We start from the raw sequence: 19743 nt of genomic DNA, 5'->3' as shown, positions 1-19743 counted from the left end.
AAAGATATCGTACAGGAAACAGAAAGGGGAAACAAAATGGAAGTAAGAACAGCAGCATCACCAAGAGATGTAAAACACTATACCACAGACCGTTTAAGAGAGGAATTTTTGATTCAGAACCTGTTTGTACCGGGGGAAATCAAAATGGTTTACAGCCATATTGACCGCATTATCACAGGTGCAGCAGTGCCGGCAGAGGAGGCTCTGGTGCTTACTGCAGGGGCAGAATTAAGAGCAGAATATTTTCTGCAAAGACGTGAAATGGGAATTATTAACATCGGCGGTGCAGGTGTGATTGTAGCAGACGGAAAAGAATATGAAGTGGGACATAAGGAAGGCATGTACATTGGAATGGGTGTAAAAGATATCACTTTTTCCAGCAAAGAAAGTGCAGAACCGGCGAAATTCTACTTTAACAGTACACCGGCACACCATACATATCCCACCGTGCTGATTAAGCCGGAAGGAACACCAGAGGAAGGCGTTGTAATTGTAAAAGACGAAAATAAAGTAGAGCTGGGAACCCTGGAACAGTCCAACCACAGAACCATTTGTAAATACATTCTTCCGGGACAGGTAGAAAGCTGCCAGTTGGAAATGGGTATGACAAAATTAGAGCCGGGAAGCGTATGGAACACCATGCCTTGCCACACCCATGACAGAAGAATGGAAGTTTATCTGTACTTTGATATTCCGGAAGATGCTTTTGTTATGCATTACATGGGAGAGCCTGCAGAAACACGCCACATTGTTATGAGAAATGAAGAGGCAGTTATCTCTCCAAGCTGGTCTATCCACTCCGGTTCCGGTTCACAGGCTTATACCTTTATCTGGGGCATGGCAGGGGAAAATCAGGACTTTGATGATATGGATCACATTGAAAATCAGGAATTAAAATAAAAGAAGACAAGTAGAAAAGGAGAAGAAAAATGGACGTTATGAAGAGTTTTTCACTGGAAGGAAAGGTAGCTTTAGTAACAGGTGCTGCCTATGGAATCGGTTTTGCCATTGCAGAGGCTTATGCAAAGGCAGGGGCAAAAATTGTGTTTAACTGCAGAGGCCAGGAGCACATGGATGTTGCAATGAAAGCATACGAAGAAAAGGGAATTAAGGCAAAGGGATATATCTGTGACGTAACAGACGAGGCACAGGTAGCAGACATGGTTCAGGATATTGAAAAGACTGTAGGAACCATTGACATTCTGGTAAACAATGCAGGAATCATCAAACGTATTCCAATGACAGACATGAGCGCAGAAGAGTTCCGTCAGGTCATTGACGTAGACTTAAACGCACCGTTTATTGTGTCAAAGGCAGTCATTCCAGGCATGCTGAAAAAAGGTCACGGAAAGATTATTAACATCTGTTCCATGATGAGCGAGCTGGGAAGAGAAACCGTATCTGCTTATGCGGCTGCAAAAGGCGGACTAAAAATGCTGACAAAAAATATTGCTTCTGAATATGGAGAATTTAATATTCAGTGCAATGGTATCGGACCTGGCTATATTGCAACTCCTCAGACTGCACCTTTAAGAGAGATTCAGCCGGACGGATCCAGACACCCCTTTGATCAGTTTATTATCAGCAAGACACCGGCTGCACGTTGGGGAAACCCGGAAGACCTTATGGGACCTGCAGTATTTCTTGCTTCCGAGGCATCTGATTTTGTAAACGGACAGATTTTATATGTAGACGGCGGTATTCTGGCTTACATCGGAAAACAGCCAAAATAAGCGGGAACAAAGGATAGAGAATAAACGAAATTAAGAGGAGAAAAAAGACCATGAGAATTGCATTAATGAATGAAAACAGCCAGGGCGCAAAAAACGCTATGATTGAAAAATCCCTCAGAAAAGTAGTAGAACCAATGGGATTTACGGTAGATAATTACGGTATGTATACAGCAGAAGATGAAGCACAGCTGACTTATGTACAGGTGGGAATCCTGGCAGCTGTATTGTTAAATTCCGGCGCAGCAGACTATGTGATTACAGGCTGCGGGACAGGAGAAGGAGCGATGCTTGCCTGCAATTCCTTCCCGGGAGTCATCTGCGGACATGTAGAAGATGCTCTGGACGCCTATACTTTTGCACAGATTAATGACGGAAATGCTATTTCCTTACCATTCGCAAAAGGCTTTGGCTGGGGCGGAGATCTGAATCTGGAATACATTTTCGAGAAGCTGTTCTGTGAAGAAAGCGGACAGGGTTATCCAAGAGAAAGAGCCATACCGGAACAGAGAAATAAGAAGATTCTGGACGAAGTAAAGAAAGTAACTTACAGAGATTTCACAGATATTTTAATGGAAATGGACAGAGAACTGGTAAAAGGCGCACTGGCAGGAGAACATTTTCAGGAACTGTTTTTCGCAAATTGCAAATGTGAGAAAATTGCTGCCTGCGTAAAGGAAATCCTGGGTTGCTAAAGGAGAAAAACATGTTTAGTTTGAAGGTAATTGATAAAAATGAGCGGACCGTAGCATGGGCAAGAGGGGAAGAAGAAGTCAACCTTATGGTTGCAAGAACTTACGAAGAAGGGGACAGAATCCTTCTGGAAATCTCCAAAGAAGGAGAATATGCATGGGTACAGTTTGATGATGCTCTGGGGAAAAATCTGGTTTATCTTACCGGAATCGCACATTATAAAATTCCTTTTGGAGAGAAGAGAATCAATCTCTCTCCAAAGGCATTTTCCGGAAATAAGCACTTAATCAGTGTACGCAAGGCAAAAGATTTTGAAGTAAAGAGCTATCGAAATCTGGCGTTGAACGTCAATGATACACATGAAAATACGACCTGCTTTCCTCATGCATTTGCTAATGTAGAAACAAGAGGAGAAGCTGTTTTTGCAGCAAAAAATGCCATTGACGGCGTAACGGCAAACGAATGTCATGGAGAATGGCCCTATGATTCCTGGGGTATTAATCGAAATCCGGACGCGGAAATGACGTTGGATTTTGGAAGGGAAGTAGAAGTTGACCGCATTATTCTCTATATTCGTGCGGATTTCCCTCATGATAACTGGTGGAAAAAGGTGACAGTTACATTTTCTGACGGGGAGGAGAAAGAATTTTCTCTGAAAAAGACAGGCTGCGGACAGGAATTTACTTTTGAGAAGAAGAAAATTACCTGGCTGAAGCTGTCAAAACTGATTCCCTCCCCAGAACCTTCTCCATTCCCGGCGCTGGCTCAAATAGAAGTATATGGTACAGATTTATAAAAGACAGAACAGGGCTGCTGTGCAGAGAGGAAACTCCGTACAGCGGCTCTGTTTTTTCATGGGATTTTCCTTTTAAAAATCCGGCCCCTGTGATAAGATGGACGTATCATAGATTGAAAGACAGGACGGACTTATATGACACAGGACTATTATGAAGAATTAAGGCAGTTCCTTCCCGGTCTTTCCGCGGACATGCCGGAAACTATTTTGAAGCTGGCAGAACTGTTTCGGGCAGAGGCGTTTGAACTGCATATGCGGAAAGAGGCCGGGGAAACAAAATATTATATTCCGTATATGATGAACGATGCGCTGGAATGTTTTCTGATTCTGGAGAGCTGCCGTATGACAGGCATCTGCCTGCCGGATTTTAAAGGCGCTGTACAGGCACATCTGGCAAGAGAGAATGGAGAGTATCTTCTTGTAGTAAGGCAGGGGGAGGACAATGTGTTTACCCTCTGGTTTTCTTCTGTTCAGGAAAAAACCACCTGTTATCAATACCACTGTATCGGGCATTTTTGGGTAAAAGGACAGGAACAGTGGAGACGTCTGGTATATATTGCAGGAACCCTTTACGATAAATATTCCTATATGGGGGATACGGTGTGTACGCAGGAGGAAAAAGAGCTGCTTCCGCTTATGGAATTTGCCCCGTTTCGTGCTTTTTCTCCCATAAAAGAATCTTTGGAAGAGATGTATACAGATACCCTGGAAGGGGTAGCCTGCATGAAAAGATTTGCTTTAGAAGCGGGAGATATCCGGCTTAAAAATCTGTTGGGATTTTATGAAAAGCACCCTTTTCCATGGGTAGAAAAATGGATTCAAAGGCATATGGAAAGCAGAGCAGGTATTTCCCTTTATGAAACATTGTACAGGAAAATTGAGGCTGCATCAAAGGTATATACTGTTCGTGATTATGGTAAAGAGGGAAACGAAAAAGCAGAGAAGGAAAGACAGAAGGTAACAAAAAAATTGGAGGAAAAGGGTTTTACAGGAACGTATCCTTTTTTTAGAAAGGGCCATATGCAAATACTGGCTATGGAGGAACACCCCTTTACCGTATTGGAGGCAGAAGACTTTTCTTTTCGGATTCAATTTATGGTATCCGTGAGCAAAAAAGACAGTGAAAGATACAATGGGGGCTTTTTTAAAGGCAGAAAGAATCGTGGGTGGATAGAGGAAAATCTGGAATTTCTGGAGTAAGGGCTTTGTGCCAATAGAAAGGGCACTTACTCGGATTATAACTTCGTTTCTTTAGAAAATGGGGATTTTAAGAAAAAAGAGGAATAAAAGGAACTTCTAAATACCAATACTAGTATAGCAGAAATTTAGTTTTTGCTACATCGGTAGAAAAGAAAGAGGGTATTTCAGATGGATTCACAGACCAGAAATCTGCTGCGAGAATGCAGTCTGGGGTGTAAAATGGCAATCAACAGTTTTAATCAGATACGGGATTATGTAGAGGACGAGAAGCTGAAAGAGCTTATGGATACTTATGATAAAAAACATAAGGAATACGAAGAGCAGGCAGGAAAAATGCTGAAGGAAGCAGGCATTGAAGAAAAGGAACCGGGGGTTGTAACCTCTGTTTTTTCCAGAATTTCCACAGATATAAAGCTGTTGAAAAATGCAGACAGCAGTCAGATAGCAAAGCTTCTCATGGACGGTTGCAATATGGGACTGCAGTCCCTGGGCGGTTTTCTCCATCAGTATAAAAATGCTTCCGGACAAAGCATTTCTCTGGCAGAAAATATCAGAAAAACAGAAGAAAAGCTTATGAAAGAAGTCCAGGAATTTTTATAATTTTGTGGGAGATTTATAGAAAAGGAAGGGGAAAAGGATATGGACAAGTACAGGGTTTTAAAGGAAGTTTTCGGATACGATACCTTTCGGGAAGGGCAGGAAGGCTTGATTGACCATACGTTAGCCGGACGCGACGTTCTGGGAATTATGCCTACAGGGGCGGGAAAATCTGTCTGTTTTCAGATACCTGCCCTGCTTTTTTCCGGGATTACCATTGTGGTATCCCCTCTGATTTCTCTGATGAAGGACCAGGTGGCAGCATTGAATGCCGCAGGGGTGCATGCGGCTTTTATAAACAGTTCTCTCACAGAGGGCCAGTACAGAAAGGCAATGGAATTTGCCGCGCAGGGGAGATATAAAATCATTTATGCAGCGCCGGAACGATTGATGACAGAGTCTTTTCTTGCGCTTACCAGGCAGGCGGAAATTTCCATGGTTGCAGTAGACGAAGCGCACTGCATCTCCCAGTGGGGGCAGGATTTCCGCCCCAGCTATCTGAAAATTGCGGAATTTCTCAGGATACTTCCCAGGCGTCCCGTACTTGCCGCCTATACGGCGACTGCCACAAAAGCGGTAAAGGAAGATATCCTCTGTATACTGGGGATGCAAAATCCCTTTGTGACAGTCACAGGATATGACAGAAAAAACCTTTATTTTGCAGTGGAAAAGCCAAAGGACAAAGTGCAGGCGCTGCTTGATTATCTGGACAAAAACCGGGAAAAAAGCGGCATTATTTACTGCAATACCAGGAAAAACGTAGAAGAAATTCATCAGCGTCTGGTACAGGAGGGATACGGGGCAGTGCCATATCATGCCGGACTTTCCGAGGAGGAAAAGAAGAAAAATCAGGAGGATTTTATCTATGACCGCACACCGGTTATGGTGGCTACCAATGCCTTTGGCATGGGGATTGACAAGTCCAATGTGCGCTTTGTCCTGCATTTTAATATGCCCAAAGATATAGAGAGCTATTATCAGGAGGCAGGACGTGCAGGAAGGGACGGAGAACAGGGAGAGTGCATTTTGTACTATGGGGGACAGGACGTAAAGATGAATGAATTTCTCATTCAGCAGCAAATGGAAAATGAGGAATTTGACTGGGAGGAAAGAATCCTGATTCAGGAGAGAAATCTGGAACGGCTGCGGAGAATGACCTTTTACTGCTTTACCAATGAGTGTCTGCGAGAATACATTCTCCGTTATTTTGGAGAGTATGGGGGAAATTACTGCGGAAACTGCAAAAACTGTTTGACTGAATTTCAGGAAACTGACGTAACAGAAGAGGCAAAAGCCATTCTGAATCTGGTAAAAACCAGTGGACAGCGGTACGGAATACAGGCAATTACAGATGCAGTACACGGTTCAGATAATGCAAAGGTACGGCAGTTTCATCTGAATGAAAATACATATTACGGTACATTAAAAAACAGAACCATTGTGCGGATTCGTCAGATATTAAACGACCTTTTGGTAAAGGAATACCTGGTGCTTACCGCAGGAGAATATCCGGTTCTCCACCTTGGAAAAAAGGGAAAAGAGTTGATTGAAGGGACAGAAGAACAAGTGCTTCTCAAATTTCCAAAAGAGCAGCCAAAGACTTTAAGTACAGAAAAGAAAACAAAGCAAAAGGTAACAGAAGAGGTGAAATATCCGGAGCTTTTTCAGCGACTGCGGCAGAAACGGTATCAGATGGCACAGGAAAAAAAGGTGCCGCCGTATATTATCTTTTCGGATAAAACCCTTCGCCAGATGAGCACATACTTGCCGGTTACAAAAGAGGAAATGCTGTCTATAAACGGTGTGGGAAGCAGTAAGTATGAGAAGTATGGAGAGGCATTTTCTGAGGAAATACAGAAGTTTATAGAAGAAAACAGAATTGAAAAAGAATGAGAGGAGAAGAGGCTTCCGTATTCAGCGCTATGAGAACTATTTCCGGCGCTGTTTCCCGGAGTACCTCTTCTTTTTTTGCGTTTTCCTGCGTAAAACTGAAGAAAAGACCAATAAGGAGTCAGGAAGGCCAAGATATGAAGCTTCTGATTTTTCTGTCTGAGGTCAGCATTCCTCTGATTTTATTTTACATAGTAGGATTTGGTGTTTTGATGAAGTGTCATGTATACGAGGAATTTGTAAAAGGTGCAAAGGACGGTCTGAAAACCGTAGTGAAAATTTTGCCTACGCTGATTGGACTTATGGTAGCAGTGGGAGTTTTGCGGGCATCGGGATTTCTGGATATGCTGGGAGGGGTTCTGGGCAGTCTGACAGCCCGGATGGGATTTCCGGCGGAGCTGGTACCCCTGACTATTGTAAGAATGTTTTCTTCCAGCGCGGCTACCGGTCTGGTACTGGATATTTTCCGGGAGTTTGGAACCGACTCCCATGTAGGATTGATAGCTTCTATTATGATGTCCTGTACAGAAACTATTTTTTATACTATTTCCGTGTATTTTATTGCTGCAAAGGTAAATAAGACCAGATATACGGTGTGGGGAGCGCTTCTGGCTTCTTTTGCCGGAATTGCCGCCAGCGTGATTCTGGCGGGAATGATGTAAAAGAAAAGTTGTTGACAAAAATACATCGTAATGCTAATATGGTAGCACGCTAAAGCGAAGGGAGATAAATATGAGATATTACGACAAAATAACACCGGACGGAACCAGAGATTTGCTTTTTGCAGAGTGTGAGCAGCGTTCTCAGGTGACAAAAGCTTTAAAAGATTTATTTGTTTCCCAGGGATACCGCAGGGTTATGACACCGGCATTGGAGTTCTATGATGTCTTTGGAAAAGCAGCAAAATATCTGCCAAAAGAAACCATGTATAAACTGACAGATTCCAAAGGAAGACTCCTGGTGCTGTGTCCGGACTGTACAGTTCCTGTGGCGAGGCTGACGGCAACCAGACTGAAAGGAATGCCGCTGCCTCTCAGACTGTATTATAACCATAATATTTACCGTGGATTTCCTGAGAGAAAGAGTAAAAGTGTAGAAATTAATCAGGTAGGAATTGAATTAATCGGCGGTTCTTCCTGGAGAAGTGACCTGGAGGTTGTGGAGCTTGCAGCAAGAAGTCTGGACAAAATCAGCGGTGGAAAATACCGTCTGGAGCTTTGCCATATCGGTTATTTTAAGGCGATTATGGGCAGTCTGGATACAGATGAAGAAACAAAAGAAGAAATTCGGCTTCTGATTGAACAGAAGAATTATGCAAGTCTTACGGACATTTTAGGTAAGGCGCAGGAGAATAAGGCTGCCAGAGCCCTCAGAAAGCTTCCGGGGCTTTTTGGAGGAGAAGAGGTCTTTGAAAAAGCTTATGAACTGTTTGATGAAAACGGCGCAAAAGAAAGTCTGGATTACTTAAAAGAGATATATGAATATCTCTGCAGACTGGGACTTTCTGATAAAGTAATCATTGATTTGGGGCTTGTAAATCTGGCGGAATATTATACAGGAATTATATTCAGAGGGTATTTTGACGGTGTGGGAGAGCAGGTACTTTCCGGGGGACGGTATGATACACTTCTGGGGCAATTTGGAGAAAATCAAGGCTCTATTGGATTTGGAATTAATGTGGATTTGGCAAGCCAGATGGTGAAAACAGAGCCGGAAAAAGTACCGGAAATCCTGGTTTTTGCCAAAGATATACAGGCAATACCAAATAGTGTACATTATAGAAAAGCTTTGGAGAAACAGGGAAAAACAGTTGAAAACAGCGTGTTTGATACGCTGGAGGAAACACTTTCCTATGCCCGAAAAAAAGGGATTTTGAAGGTTCATCTGGTAGGGGAAGAAATCATGGAATATGAACTGGGGAAAGGAACAGACGCAGATGAAGACAATTAGAATGGCCCTTACAAAAGGTCGCCTGGAGGAGAAAACAGTAGAGATGCTGGAAAGGCTGGGATATGACTGTACCAGCGTAAGAGAAAAAGGAAGAAAGCTGATTATGCCCATTGGTGACGGTAGTATTGAGATTGTCCTTGCAAAAGCAGCAGACGTAGTTACTTATGTGGAAACAGGTGTCTGCGATATGGGGGTTGTGGGGAAAGATACCATTATGGAAAAGGGTGGTACTTTTTATGAAGTTGCAGATTTGGGATTTGGAAAATGCAGGTTTGCCCTGGCTGCTTTGAAGGGAAAAGATGTGTATCACGGCTACAAAACAAGAACTATTGCAAGCAAGTATATGAATGTGGCAAAAGCCTTTTTTGAAAGTAAAAACATGGATATTAATCTGGTGAAAATTGAAGGCTCTGTAGAACTTGCTCCTGTACTGGGACTGGCTGATGCCATTGTAGATATTGTAGAAACAGGCACAACACTCAGAGAAAATGGACTGGAAGTTAAAGAAGATATCTGTAATATCAGTGCCCGCCTGATTGTTAATATTGCCAGCATGAAGTTACGGAAAAAAGAGATAGAAGACCTTATGAATAAGATAGAAAAAGATGTAAAAAGCAGGGGGGTAGTGTCAACTGAGTTATGAAAAACTGAGCGATAAGAAAAAGGCTCAGATGAACCTTGAAAATTGCAGATATGTTAGTTTGAGGTAAGTTTACGCCACCCTTGACAGCACGCCAAGAACTGCTGTAGATAAATCACCGACGGCGAAGAACTCAAGAACAGTTAGAACTTCTTCCGTCGAATACCAGCAGTGTAGCAGTTCTTTTGCGTGCCATCAAGGGCAAGCCGAAAGCGTTGCTTTCGATGGCTGGATATATTACCTCAGGCTCGGAATCTAAGACAATTAGAACTTTCCAGTTTGAAGGTTTAAGATGGTCTGTTGTCCTAAGAAAATGAGCAGTTGCCATTTACCTGGCATATTATCAGCGCCATTTAGCATATCAGCTTTGTTGAGTACCTGATAATGATTGTGCTTGTGTGGGCGCAGAAAATTATAGTAAGCAACCCATAAGGCTAAATCGTAATTGGCACCTTCATAATTATCAAAACCATTGGTAGTTCGGTAGGAACTTTGTAGGTGCGATTGAGACGTTCGATCATCTGTTTATAAGGACGAAATTCTTTTGAAACTTCGTCATCATTGGTTAAACCGATAACCTGTGTGATGGTAAATTTAAAATCATCTTTAATTTTTTAGCAAACTCCATGGCAGCTAGTGGATATGCACTATATCCATCTGCAATGAATTTAAATTTTTTCGGTAGTTCTGTGAGATGTCGAAAAGCCATTCTCATTGCAAGGATACAGGGACCGACACTTCGGTTGTCTGAGACCTGGTATCCGATGATAGAACGACTTGCAGCATCCATGATAAACCAGATATAAGCTTTGATTCCTCTTACTTTGATATAGGTTTCATCAGCGGTAAAAACATCTCCTGTTTTATAGTCATAATGATCAACAAAGGGCTTAATGCAAACAGCCGCAGTTTTGCCAATAGTTAGCAATCTGCTGATGGGAGATGCTGAATGTTGTAAAGGTCTTTTAGTGCTTGGGATGTTTTTCTTAGAGATAATCCAAGGTTGATATGTAGGGTCAGGCAAAGAGACATGACGTGTGCGTTGTGTTTGGAAAATTTTAAGGATGAAGCATTCTTAGGTAGTGAATTTAAATCCATGGTAAAGAAATCTACCAGTGAATTCACGGTAGATGTAATGGAGTTTATATTTATTTTTGCCATAGTCCTCTTTTAGATCCTTCTTCTCAACTTTTTTGAGATTGTGCAGATAATAAGGACATTTCGGATTTACACATTTATGTATACGAAAGAACTTGCGATCTTTTTTAGCTACAAGGGTCTTACCACAGTGAGGGCAGATGAAACGAACAGGTGCAGAAGCTACTTCACCTGAGATGAAAGTCTGACCACAAACTTTACACTGGTATTGTCCGTTTCCACCATTGTTGTCATAGATGAAATGGTGTGGAGCACCGCATAAGGGGCAGATGGTATCTTCAGGAATGGATTTTCCATTGCGTCGTTGCACTGGTTTGAGTGATTTGTGATACTTCCATGTATAGTATTCTAGAAGGAATTGCCAGTCCTGTTTGACAAAGGTTTTAATGACCGGAAGTTCATCAACTTTGAATTTTTGATATTTGGGAGAATGAGAATCATCGAAAGCCCACTGTTTAAGAGGGATATATCTGCAGATAAAATTTAAAAGCCAGCAGATTTGTTGGTGTTGGTATTGAATAAAAGAAAGTAAGTATTGTATAATGTCCATGAGCATTGGCTCCTTTCGGGGATGTTGGTTTGGCGATTGACATTATACCAAAAAAGGGAGGTCAATGCTCTTTTTATTGCAGATTTCCCTAAAAATCAAGGTTTTTAATAGATTTAAACAATAAAAAATGGGTAGTTTTTGACACTACCAGCAGGGGATAGGAGGAAAAATTATGGCATATGAGATACCGGAAAGACTGAAAAAGCTTCAGTCCTATCAGCCGGTTACAGAAGTTTATCAGGTTCGTCTGGACGCAAATGAAAGCTTTCTGGATTTGCCGGAAAATATCAGAAAAGACGTTTTAGAGGCAATCAGACAGGTGGAATTTCATCGTTATCCCGACCCTGAAGCAAGAGAACTTTGTCAGTGCTTTGGGGAATTTTTTCACATTCCTTCAACACTTATTACGGCCGGAAACGGTTCGGACGAGTTGATTTCTCTGATTATTCAAAGTTTTTTAATCCCCGGAGAAAGTATGGTAACCGTAAGTCCTGATTTTTCCATGTATGAGTTCTACGCACAGGCTGCAGGCGTAAAGGTTCAGGTATTGGAAAAACAGGATATGCAGCTTTGTGCAGAGGATTTGATACAAAAGGTTCGGGAATGCAGCGCAGGGCTGCTTATTTTTTCAAATCCCTGTAATCCCACAGCATTGAAGTTAGAAAGGGAAGACGTTTTAAAGGTAGTAAGAGAGATAGATGCACTGGTAGTCGTAGATGAAGCCTATATGGACTTTTCAGAAGGCTCTGTACTTAATGAAGTGGAAAATTATACAAATTTAATTGTATTGAAAACCTGTTCAAAGGCCTTTGGAATGGCAGCTATCCGTTTGGGCTTTGCGGCAGCAAACAGGGATATTACAGGAGTTTTAAAAGCAGTAAAATCTCCATACAATGTCAATTCGCTGACACAGGCAGCCGGGTGTGCTGTGTTGAAACATCAGGATTATCTTCGGGAATGTACAGAAAAGATTCGGGAAGCAACAGCAGAATTGTATACAGGATTAAAGAAGATTGAAGAGAAAAAAGAAAGAATCCGAAAAATTTATCCAACCAGTACAAATTTTATTTATATAGAAATTGAGGGAGCAAAGAGTCTGTTTGAGGCTTTGAAAAAAGAAGGGATTTCGGTGCGTTTTATGAATGGATATTTAAGGATTTGTGCAGGAAATCATAAGGAAAATAAAGCAGTTTTACAGGCGGTAGAAAAGATTTTATAGAGGAATTACTGCCGGAATGGAAAGGAGAAAAGAGCGTTGAGAAAGGCAAAAATAGAAAGAAATACAAAGGAAACACAGATAGCTTTATCGTGGGATATGGACGGACAGGGCATCTGCAAAGGTACCTGTGGAATTGGATTTCTGGACCATATGCTCCAGGCTCTGTGTGTACATGGAGGGTTTGATATACAGCTTTCCATGCGAGGGGATTTGGAAGTGGACTGTCATCACAGCGCAGAGGATTTGGGGATTGTTCTGGGACAGGCTTTTGCTAAAGCTTTAGGAGAAAAAGGCGGAATCCGCAGGTATGGAACTGCATGTATTCCCATGGACGAAGCTCTCAGTTTTTGTTCTCTGGACATCAGTGGCAGGGCTTTTCTGGTCTACGAAGCATCGTATGAAAATGAAAGAATCGGTACTTTGGACTGTTGTATGATAAAAGAATTCTTTCGCGCCTTTGCTTTTCAGGCAGGAATTACACTGCACATGAAGGTTTTATATGGAGAGAATGATCATCATAAGGCAGAAGCTCTTTTTAAAGCCTTTGCTCATGCACTAAGGGAGGCAGTAACAGAAACAGGCAGGGGTGTTCTTTCATCAAAGGGAGTGTTGGAATGATAGCGATTATTGATTATGGAGCAGGAAATCTTTTCAGTGTAAAAAATGCTTTAAGCTACCTGCAGATAGAGCATTGCATAACAGAAGACGCAGAAATAATAAGGCAGGCAGACGCCTTGATTCTGCCGGGTGTGGGAGCTTTTCCGGACGCCATGGAAAGGCTGGAAAGGAAAGCCCTGGTATCCGTGATTCAGGAGGAAGCAGGAAAAAAACCTCTTCTTGGGATTTGTCTTGGCATGCAGCTTTTGTTTGAAGAAGGTTATGAATTTAAACAGACAAAAGGGCTTGGTCTGATACCGGGGCAGATTGTTAAAATAGATGGAAAGGAAGAAAAAATTCCCCATATGGGCTGGAATGAACTGCATCTTGTAAATCCATGCGTAATGACAGAGGGAATGGAGGAAAGTGCCAGAGTGTATTTTGTCCATTCCTATCGGGCAGAAACAGAGCAGGAATATCTTTCCTGTACAACCTTTCATGGAGAGGAGATTCCGGCTCTGGTACGAAAGGATAATATATATGGAGCTCAGTTTCACCCTGAAAAAAGCGGAACTGTGGGACTGAATATGCTGAAAAAATTTGCAGAGGTGGTGAATGCATGATTATCTTACCGGCGATTGATATTAAGGACAAAACCTGTGTGCGATTGATACAGGGGGATTACAGTACCGCTCATCAGGTAGCGGAAGACCCGTTAGAAACAGCAAAGAATTTTGCCAAACAGGGAGCAAAATGGATACATATGGTAGATTTGGACGGTGCAAAAGCAGCCTGTCCGGTGAATGGAGAAATCTTTTTAAAGGTGGCAAAGGAATCCCCGCTTTTGGTAGAAGTAGGAGGTGGGATACGGGATAATGAAGACCATAGAATGGTATTTGGAAAATGGGATTTCCCGTGTGATTCTGGGGTCTACAGCAATTAAAAATCCTGCTCTGACGAAAGAAGCCGTGAAAACCTTCGGAGATAAAATTGCAGTGGGAATTGATGCGAAAGAAGGCATTCCGGCAGTAGAAGGCTGGCTGGAAAAGAGTACATTTTTTTATCTGGAGCTGGCAAAAACAATGGAACAGATGGGTGTGAAAACCATTATTTATACAGATATTGCAAAAGACGGAACCCTGCAGGGTGTAAATCTGGAACAGCTGGAAAGGTTGAAAGAAACCGTATCCTGCAGGATTATTGCCAGCGGTGGCGTCCGTTCTATAGAGGATATTGAGGCGTGCAAAAGGCTTGGGTTATATGGTTGTATCTGCGGAAAAGCTGTTTATACCGGCAATCTCAGCCTGAAGAAAGCCATAGAGAAGGCAGGTGAGCAATAATGCTGGCAAAGAGGATTATTCCCTGTCTGGACGTCAGGGACGGAAAGGTGGTAAAAGGCATACATTTTACGGGAATCCGGGAGGTGGGCGACCCGGTGGAATGTGCCATTGCATACGACAGGCAGGGGGCAGATGAAATCTGCTTTCTGGATATTACGGCAACCCATGAAGGCAGAAAGACGATGGCAGAGGTAGTGCGAAAAACCGCGGAAAAGGTTTTTGTTCCTCTCACCGTGGGAGGCGGGATTTCCAGTGTGGAGGACTTCCGGGAAATTTTGAGGGCAGGGGCTGATAAGGTAGCGGTAAACTCTGCGGCAGTGAAAAAATCCGGAGCTTATTAAAGAGGCGGCGGAGGTGTTTGGAAGTCAGTGTGTGGTGGCAGCCATTGATGCAAAAAGAGATGAAAGGGGAGCTTTTCGCGTGGTTATTCATGGAGGGCGGAAGGATACAGGACTGGACGCTGTCCGGTGGGCAAAAGAATGTGAAAGACTGGGAGCAGGAGAAATTTTGCTGACTTCTATGGATACAGATGGGGACAGAGAAGGTTTTGATTTGGAACTTTTAAATGCCGTATGCGGCCAGGTTTCCATTCCGGTAATTGCCAGCGGCGGCTGTGGAAAATTACAGCATTTTTCTCAGGTGTTTGAGGAAACCGGTGCAGATGCAGCCCTGGCAGCTTCGTTATTCCACTATAAGGAATTGACAATAGACGAAGTAAAAGAATATCTGCAGAAGGAGAATATACCGGTAAGGAGATTTTGAAAAATGAAGGATATAGAGGAATATTTCAGAAAGTCAGAGCTGCTTCCCGCGATTATACAGGAAGCAGAAACAGGAGAAGTGTTGATGCTGGCTTATATGAATCAGGAAAGTTTTGAGAAGACCTTAGAAACAGGATATACCTGGTTTTATAGCCGTTCCAGACAGGAGTTGTGGAACAAAGGAGCTACATCAGGACATGTGCAGAGGGTTGTAGATATAAAGGGAGATTGCGATAAAGATACGGTTCTGATTACCGTAATTCAGAGTGGAGCAGCCTGTCATACAGGCTCGCACAGTTGCTTTTTCAGACAAATAACAGGAAAGGAAGAAACGCTATGACAGATGTATTCAAAGGATTATATGAGGTTATCGAAAAGAGAAAAGAAGAAAAACAGGAGGGTTCTTATACCTGCTATCTCTTTGAACAGGGCATGGATAAAATTCTGAAAAAGTGCGGGGAAGAGTGCAGTGAAGTAATTATAGCAGCAAAAAACGGAAACAATATAGATACTGCAAATGAAATCTGTGATTTGCTGTATCATCTTCTGGTTATGATGTCTGAAGCGGGTATTTCCGTAGAGGAAGTAGAAGAAATTCTGGAAGCAAGACGGCAAAAAATAGGAAATCTGAAAACTTTTCATGTCAGTGACCACAATACCTGATATACATGAAAAAATTCCGTGGTTTTCCTGTGAAAATCCTGCCAGATGTGGTAGACTGTGAAGCATAGAGAAGAAAACAGTTTAGAGAAAAGCAGGTAAAATAATGAAGAAAAAGAAGATGTGGCGGATACTGTTTATCTTGTTGAAAATCTTACTGGCAGTGCCTTTAATCGGAGTGTTTATTCTGATTCGGGGAATTCAGTTTTTCCTAAAATTATGCGGGCCGGTGGTTTCCTTTGTGTGTATTGTGTCGGCAGTTATGGTTTCTATTGGCGCAGCAGCAGAAATTATTCTGCAGGTACAGGGAAAGGGTCCCGGAATTGCAGTGATTTTTCTGACTATGGCTCTGGCAGGCGGACTGGCTTATATTCCGGCAGCAGGCGTGGGCATGGCTATGGTGATTCTGGAGGCAGTCTGCAGTTGGATATGGAAATTTTATATGGGAAATTCAGACAGCTTAAAGGCTTTTTATCGGCGTCCGGATTATAAATGGTCTACTTTTTCCGAGGAAGACAGGAATGGAGAAGGCAGGGATAGCGAAGTACGCCTTCACTATTTTAAAGGAGTGAAAAATCTGGAGGAACTGAAAAAGAGATACAGAGCCTTGCTTCGGATTTATCGTCCGGTAAAAGGCTTTGGCGAAGATGAGATTACCAGAGGGATTGTAAAAGAATATCATTATTTAAAAGAGAAGTTTCTGGAGGAAAACAAGAATATAAGTTGACAAGCACCGGGAAAAAGTTATAATAAAAGATAGTGAATATTTCAAAAAAACTGGAGGATTGAAACATGAAAGTATTAGTAGAAACATCTGCAAGACATGTGCATTTATCACAGGAACATCTGGAAGTGCTGTTCGGAAAAGGACACGAATTAACCGTGAAAAAAATGTTGAGCCAGCCGGGTCAGTTCGCATGTGAAGAAAAAGTAGAAGTTATCGGAACAAAAGGCAGCCTGAAAATGTCTGTTTTAGGACCGGTAAGAAAGGATACACAGGTAGAAGTTTCTTTAACAGATGCAAGAAGCATCGGTGTTGTTGCTCCAATTCGTGAATCCGGAGATATTAATGAATCAGGTGCATGTAAAATTGTTGGACCTGCAGGCGAAGTAGAGCTGACAGAAGGCGTTATCTCTGCAAAACGTCATGTACATATGACACCGGAAGACGCTGAAAAAGCAGGCGTAGCTGACAAACAGATCGTAGAACTTGCTATTGAATCTCCAAACGGCAGAAGCCTTACATTTGGTGACGTTGTTGTTCGTGTAAGCGCATCTTACGCAACAGCAGCACACATTGACACAGATGAAGCAAATGCTCTGGCTCCTGGAAAAGAATGCTATGGAGAAATGATTGTAAAATAATCTGAGGTCTTGTGACAGAGGAGAAAAAGAAAGCAGATACTGTATTCCGTTTGGGCTTTACAGTATCTGCTTTTTTCCGCAAAATCTCATTGTGTTTAAGGGCTGAATCGGCTATAATGAAAGAAATAGGAACATAAACTACAATAAAATCAGAAAAGGCGTGATAGAGTGAAACATTATGAGGTTTTTCATGATATCCTGGTAAATCTTTTTCAGGAAATCATGGATATTGAAGGAAAAGCGCTGATTACTCCTGAGTTTAAAGATATTTCTGTGAATGATATGCATATTATAGAAGCTATTGGAGAGGAAAGTCCGAGAAACATGTCTTCGGTTGCAAAATCCCTGTCTGTGACGGTGGGAACTCTGACTATAGCAATCAACGGTCTGGTAAAAAAAGGCTATGTTCATCGGGAACGAAGTGAAGAAGACCGAAGGGTGGTGCTGATTTCCCTTACTGAAAAGGGGCGAAGAGCCAATGCACATCATACGAAATTTCACGAGGGAATGATACAGGCAGTGCTGAAGGATTTGGACGAAAGCCAGCAGGAGGTGTTGGTAAAATCGCTGCTGAATCTTCGAGAGTTTTTTGATTCGTATCAGAAGGAAAAAGTATAAAAAGCTGCCGCACAAACAGCAAAGGGGAATACAGAGGGATTCCGGTGCTGAACTTGTGCGGCGGCTTTTTATTTTATAAGCCCGGGGTTGCCGGCCGGCTTGGTAGTTCAACTCAGTATTTCATAAGAAGATATTTTTTCACAACAGGGAAGGGCGCAGGGCCGATTTCCAAAAGATTCTGGTGAAAGGCTTTCAGATGAAAAGCATTGCTCTGGATTTCCTGTACGCTGTTTTTTAAAGCCTGAAAATTCAGAAAGCCCAGATAATATTTTAAATAGTTGGCAGGGTTTTCTACAATATACTGGAAGATTTCTTGACAGACAGAGGCGTCTGTGATGCCAAAGCCTTCCAGGAGTTTTTGCACCGTGGCAAAATTCCAGCCTGTGTAGTGAATCCCGGTATCCAGAATGGAATACAGACACAGGGTAATAGAACGGTTCAGTCGGAGAAATTCCATTACTTCTGGATCTGTTTTCAAAAAATCGCAGGCATAGCGGTAGGACATGTCTTCCACATAAGTTGCCCAGCCTTCTGTATAGCCGCTGCAGCCCAACAGGTGACGGGCAGGAGGGCAGTCCTGTTTTCCAAAGGAAACAGTTTGATACAGATGTCCCGGAAATCCTTCGTGTGCAAGGGTGGTGAAAAGCTCCGTGGAGGAAACCGTGCTGCTTTGGTTAATGTAAATGGTATTTGGGGTCAGAGTATCCACCGGAGGCGTAAGATAAAAGGCAGGACTGGAGAAACTTTCCATGGATTCAGGCACATATTTTACTTCATAATCCTCGACCGTAAGAGAAGGAAAGTCATCTGTCATAACGCGGTTTAAGTAATCCAGCATCTGTTCCGGAGAATAGGAGGAAGTTTGAGGAAGCTGGGAAGCCTTTATGAAAATATCAGGGTCTTTTTGAACCAGTTTCTGAATTTCCTCAAAGTCAGAAAAAAGCTGACGGTACAGGGTTTGCTGGATTTCTTTGATGGAGCGGTAATCTCCCGTACTGCTTTTTACCAGATAAAGATAATAGTTTTTTCCATTTGGAAGAAACGCAAGTCCATTTTCATTTTTTCCGGTTCCCTTTAATTTCTCCAGTTCTTCTGCCAGAGTCTGGTAAGCAGGAAAAATACACTTTTTTAAAATTTTTTTCTGGGTCTTTATGTAGGAATCAGCCTGCTTTTGGGTGATGAGTTTCTTATTTTGAAGTTCTGTTATCCGTTCCTGAAAAGTTTTGGAAAGGTAATGGGAATTTTGATTTTTGCAAAATTCTCTGCATTGCTGAATGACTCGGTCAGCGCTTGTATTGCTCATAAAAAGTCCCTGATTGGATTTTTCCTTTTCAAAACTGAGAATTTCAGAGAAGTAATCAGGAAGGGAGGAAAGCAGGGAAAGATAATCTTTGACATCGGTTGGAGTGCGGAAGGTATATTCTGCCAGCAGGACAGGAAGCTGTGCCTGAACCCCCAGATTGGGACCAAGAGGCTCCTGCAGCATATAGCAGTCTTTGCAGGAAAGCTCTGTGGAAAGATGCAGACGCAGTATGTCATAGAGGATTTGATTTTCCGGTGACAACTTGGATATGGGATATTCCTCTAATTCCTTTTTTAACGTTTTTATAGAAGTAAAATTTTCCTGCAGTTTGCTGGGGTTCATGTTTCCAAAGCTGATGTCGTAATCTTTTATATGGTACTTTTCCGGATACGCCAGCGTATAATGCAAATTCAGGGTATTTGCAGAAAGTTCCTCGCGGAAAAGCGCATTGGTAAAGCGCTCAAAGCGGGTATCCCAGGAGGGGAAAAGCCGGTCTTTCAGAAAGAAAAGGGAGAAAAAGCCCAGGAAGAGAAGGGAAATCAGCAGCAGAATTTTTCGGGAGAGCCGTGGGAAAAATTTTTTCAAGGAGATGCCTCTTTATACACAGATATTCTTTACAGTCTATGAAAGATCAGAATGGAGATATGCATTTTCCGTAGAAAAGACAATTCCTTTG

21 protein-coding genes and 2 pseudogenes are annotated in these 19743 nt (G+C 42.4%); 21 read left to right on the top strand and 2 right to left on the bottom strand.

Annotated elements, in window-relative coordinates:
• Nucleotides 1–36: 36 nt before the first annotated feature.
• The 10 genes from kduI to hisG all read left to right on the top strand — a co-directional run bounded on the left by kduI (nt 37) and on the right by hisG (nt 9499).
• A complete protein-coding gene (kduI, locus tag DQQ01_RS14615; protein WP_111920591.1) occupies nt 37–900 on the top strand; it encodes a 5-dehydro-4-deoxy-D-glucuronate isomerase in 864 nt (287 codons plus the stop codon).
• 29 nt (nt 901–929) lie between these two features.
• On the top strand, nt 930–1733 hold the full coding sequence (locus tag DQQ01_RS14610; RefSeq protein ID WP_111920590.1) for a gluconate 5-dehydrogenase: 804 nt from the start codon (nt 930–932) through the stop codon (nt 1731–1733).
• A 50-nt stretch (nt 1734–1783) separates the two neighbouring features.
• Nucleotides 1784–2425 (top strand): RpiB/LacA/LacB family sugar-phosphate isomerase, encoded by a 642-nt coding sequence (locus DQQ01_RS14605; RefSeq protein WP_111920589.1) that lies wholly within the window; start codon nt 1784–1786, stop codon nt 2423–2425.
• An 11-nt stretch (nt 2426–2436) separates the two neighbouring features.
• A complete protein-coding gene (locus DQQ01_RS14600; protein WP_111920588.1) occupies nt 2437–3219 on the top strand; it encodes a DUF7402 domain-containing protein in 783 nt (260 codons plus the stop codon).
• Between the two features lie 135 nt (nt 3220–3354).
• Entirely contained in the window at nt 3355–4419 is a 1065-nt protein-coding gene (locus DQQ01_RS14595; protein WP_111920587.1) for a DUF3878 family protein, read from the top strand.
• A gap of 168 nt (nt 4420–4587) precedes the next feature.
• Nucleotides 4588–5019: a hypothetical protein gene (locus tag DQQ01_RS14590; protein WP_111920586.1), complete on the top strand. Its 432-nt coding sequence runs from the start codon at nt 4588–4590 to the stop codon at nt 5017–5019.
• 39 nt (nt 5020–5058) lie between these two features.
• Nucleotides 5059–6909: a DNA helicase RecQ gene (gene recQ, locus DQQ01_RS14585; RefSeq protein WP_111920585.1), complete on the top strand. Its 1851-nt coding sequence runs from the start codon at nt 5059–5061 to the stop codon at nt 6907–6909.
• A gap of 134 nt (nt 6910–7043) precedes the next feature.
• The gene (locus DQQ01_RS14580) at nt 7044–7568 is read left to right on the top strand and encodes a spore maturation protein (RefSeq protein WP_111920972.1); all 525 of its coding nucleotides are present in this window, start codon (nt 7044–7046) and stop codon (nt 7566–7568) included.
• Between the two features lie 70 nt (nt 7569–7638).
• Nucleotides 7639–8856: an ATP phosphoribosyltransferase regulatory subunit gene (hisZ, locus tag DQQ01_RS14575; RefSeq protein WP_111920584.1), complete on the top strand. Its 1218-nt coding sequence runs from the start codon at nt 7639–7641 to the stop codon at nt 8854–8856.
• Nucleotides 8843–9499 carry an ATP phosphoribosyltransferase gene (gene hisG / locus DQQ01_RS14570; RefSeq protein ID WP_111920970.1) on the top strand — a complete coding sequence of 219 codons (657 nt, stop codon included), beginning with the start codon at nt 8843–8845 and terminating at the stop codon, nt 9497–9499. Before hisZ ends, hisG begins: the two co-directional genes overlap by 14 nt.
• 261 nt (nt 9500–9760) lie before the next feature.
• On the opposite strand, the pseudogene DQQ01_RS18290 reads toward hisG, so the two are convergent.
• A pseudogene (locus DQQ01_RS18290) lies at nt 9761–11204 on the bottom strand (DDE-type integrase/transposase/recombinase).
• Nucleotides 11205–11376: 172 nt separating this feature from the next.
• Between DQQ01_RS18290 and hisC the strand changes: the two are divergent.
• The 11 genes and pseudogenes from hisC to DQQ01_RS14510 all read left to right on the top strand — a co-directional run bounded on the left by hisC (nt 11377) and on the right by DQQ01_RS14510 (nt 17764).
• Complete coding sequence (gene hisC / locus DQQ01_RS14555) at nt 11377–12423, top strand: histidinol-phosphate transaminase (RefSeq protein WP_111920582.1); 1047 nt, start codon at nt 11377–11379, stop codon at nt 12421–12423.
• Nucleotides 12424–12459: 36 nt separating this feature from the next.
• Nucleotides 12460–13041 (top strand): imidazoleglycerol-phosphate dehydratase HisB, encoded by a 582-nt coding sequence (gene hisB, locus DQQ01_RS14550; protein ID WP_111920581.1) that lies wholly within the window; start codon nt 12460–12462, stop codon nt 13039–13041.
• Complete coding sequence (gene hisH, locus DQQ01_RS14545) at nt 13038–13643, top strand: imidazole glycerol phosphate synthase subunit HisH (protein WP_111920580.1); 606 nt, start codon at nt 13038–13040, stop codon at nt 13641–13643. Before hisB ends, hisH begins: the two co-directional genes overlap by 4 nt.
• Nucleotides 13640–13963 carry a HisA/HisF-related TIM barrel protein gene (locus DQQ01_RS17865; protein ID WP_330407542.1) on the top strand — a complete coding sequence of 108 codons (324 nt, stop codon included), beginning with the start codon at nt 13640–13642 and terminating at the stop codon, nt 13961–13963. The genes hisH and DQQ01_RS17865 overlap by 4 nt, the downstream gene beginning before the upstream one ends.
• A complete protein-coding gene (locus DQQ01_RS17860) occupies nt 13896–14360 on the top strand; it encodes a HisA/HisF-related TIM barrel protein (RefSeq protein ID WP_330407541.1) in 465 nt (154 codons plus the stop codon). Before DQQ01_RS17865 ends, DQQ01_RS17860 begins: the two co-directional genes overlap by 68 nt.
• A pseudogene (hisF, locus tag DQQ01_RS18285) lies at nt 14360–15122 on the top strand (imidazole glycerol phosphate synthase subunit HisF). The gene DQQ01_RS17860 and the pseudogene hisF overlap by 1 nt, the downstream one beginning before the upstream one ends.
• Nucleotides 15123–15125: 3 nt before the next feature.
• Nucleotides 15126–15461: a phosphoribosyl-AMP cyclohydrolase gene (gene hisI / locus DQQ01_RS14530; RefSeq protein ID WP_111920579.1), complete on the top strand. Its 336-nt coding sequence runs from the start codon at nt 15126–15128 to the stop codon at nt 15459–15461.
• A complete protein-coding gene (gene hisE / locus DQQ01_RS14525) occupies nt 15458–15784 on the top strand; it encodes a phosphoribosyl-ATP diphosphatase (RefSeq protein ID WP_111920578.1) in 327 nt (108 codons plus the stop codon). Before hisI ends, hisE begins: the two co-directional genes overlap by 4 nt.
• 103 nt (nt 15785–15887) lie before the next feature.
• The gene (locus tag DQQ01_RS14520) at nt 15888–16508 is read left to right on the top strand and encodes a hypothetical protein (RefSeq protein WP_111920577.1); all 621 of its coding nucleotides are present in this window, start codon (nt 15888–15890) and stop codon (nt 16506–16508) included.
• 65 nt (nt 16509–16573) lie between these two features.
• Nucleotides 16574–17146, top strand: coding sequence for a phosphate propanoyltransferase (locus DQQ01_RS14515; protein ID WP_111920576.1), 573 nt, complete (start codon nt 16574–16576; stop codon nt 17144–17146).
• Nucleotides 17147–17314: 168 nt separating this feature from the next.
• On the top strand, nt 17315–17764 hold the full coding sequence (locus tag DQQ01_RS14510) for a MarR family winged helix-turn-helix transcriptional regulator (protein WP_111920575.1): 450 nt from the start codon (nt 17315–17317) through the stop codon (nt 17762–17764).
• A gap of 112 nt (nt 17765–17876) precedes the next feature.
• Here the strand turns inward: DQQ01_RS14510 and DQQ01_RS14505 are convergent, their stop codons facing one another.
• Complete coding sequence (locus DQQ01_RS14505) at nt 17877–19652, bottom strand: DUF885 domain-containing protein (RefSeq protein WP_111920574.1); 1776 nt, start codon at nt 19650–19652, stop codon at nt 17877–17879.
• Nucleotides 19653–19743: the final 91 nt, after the last annotated feature.

The organism is Blautia argi (assembly GCF_003287895.1).
In the GTDB taxonomy this organism is placed as follows: Bacteria; Bacillota; Clostridia; order Lachnospirales; family Lachnospiraceae; genus Blautia; species Blautia argi.
The sequence above is the reverse complement of the archived record's forward strand: the minus strand, read 5'-3'. Positions and strand labels throughout refer to the sequence as shown.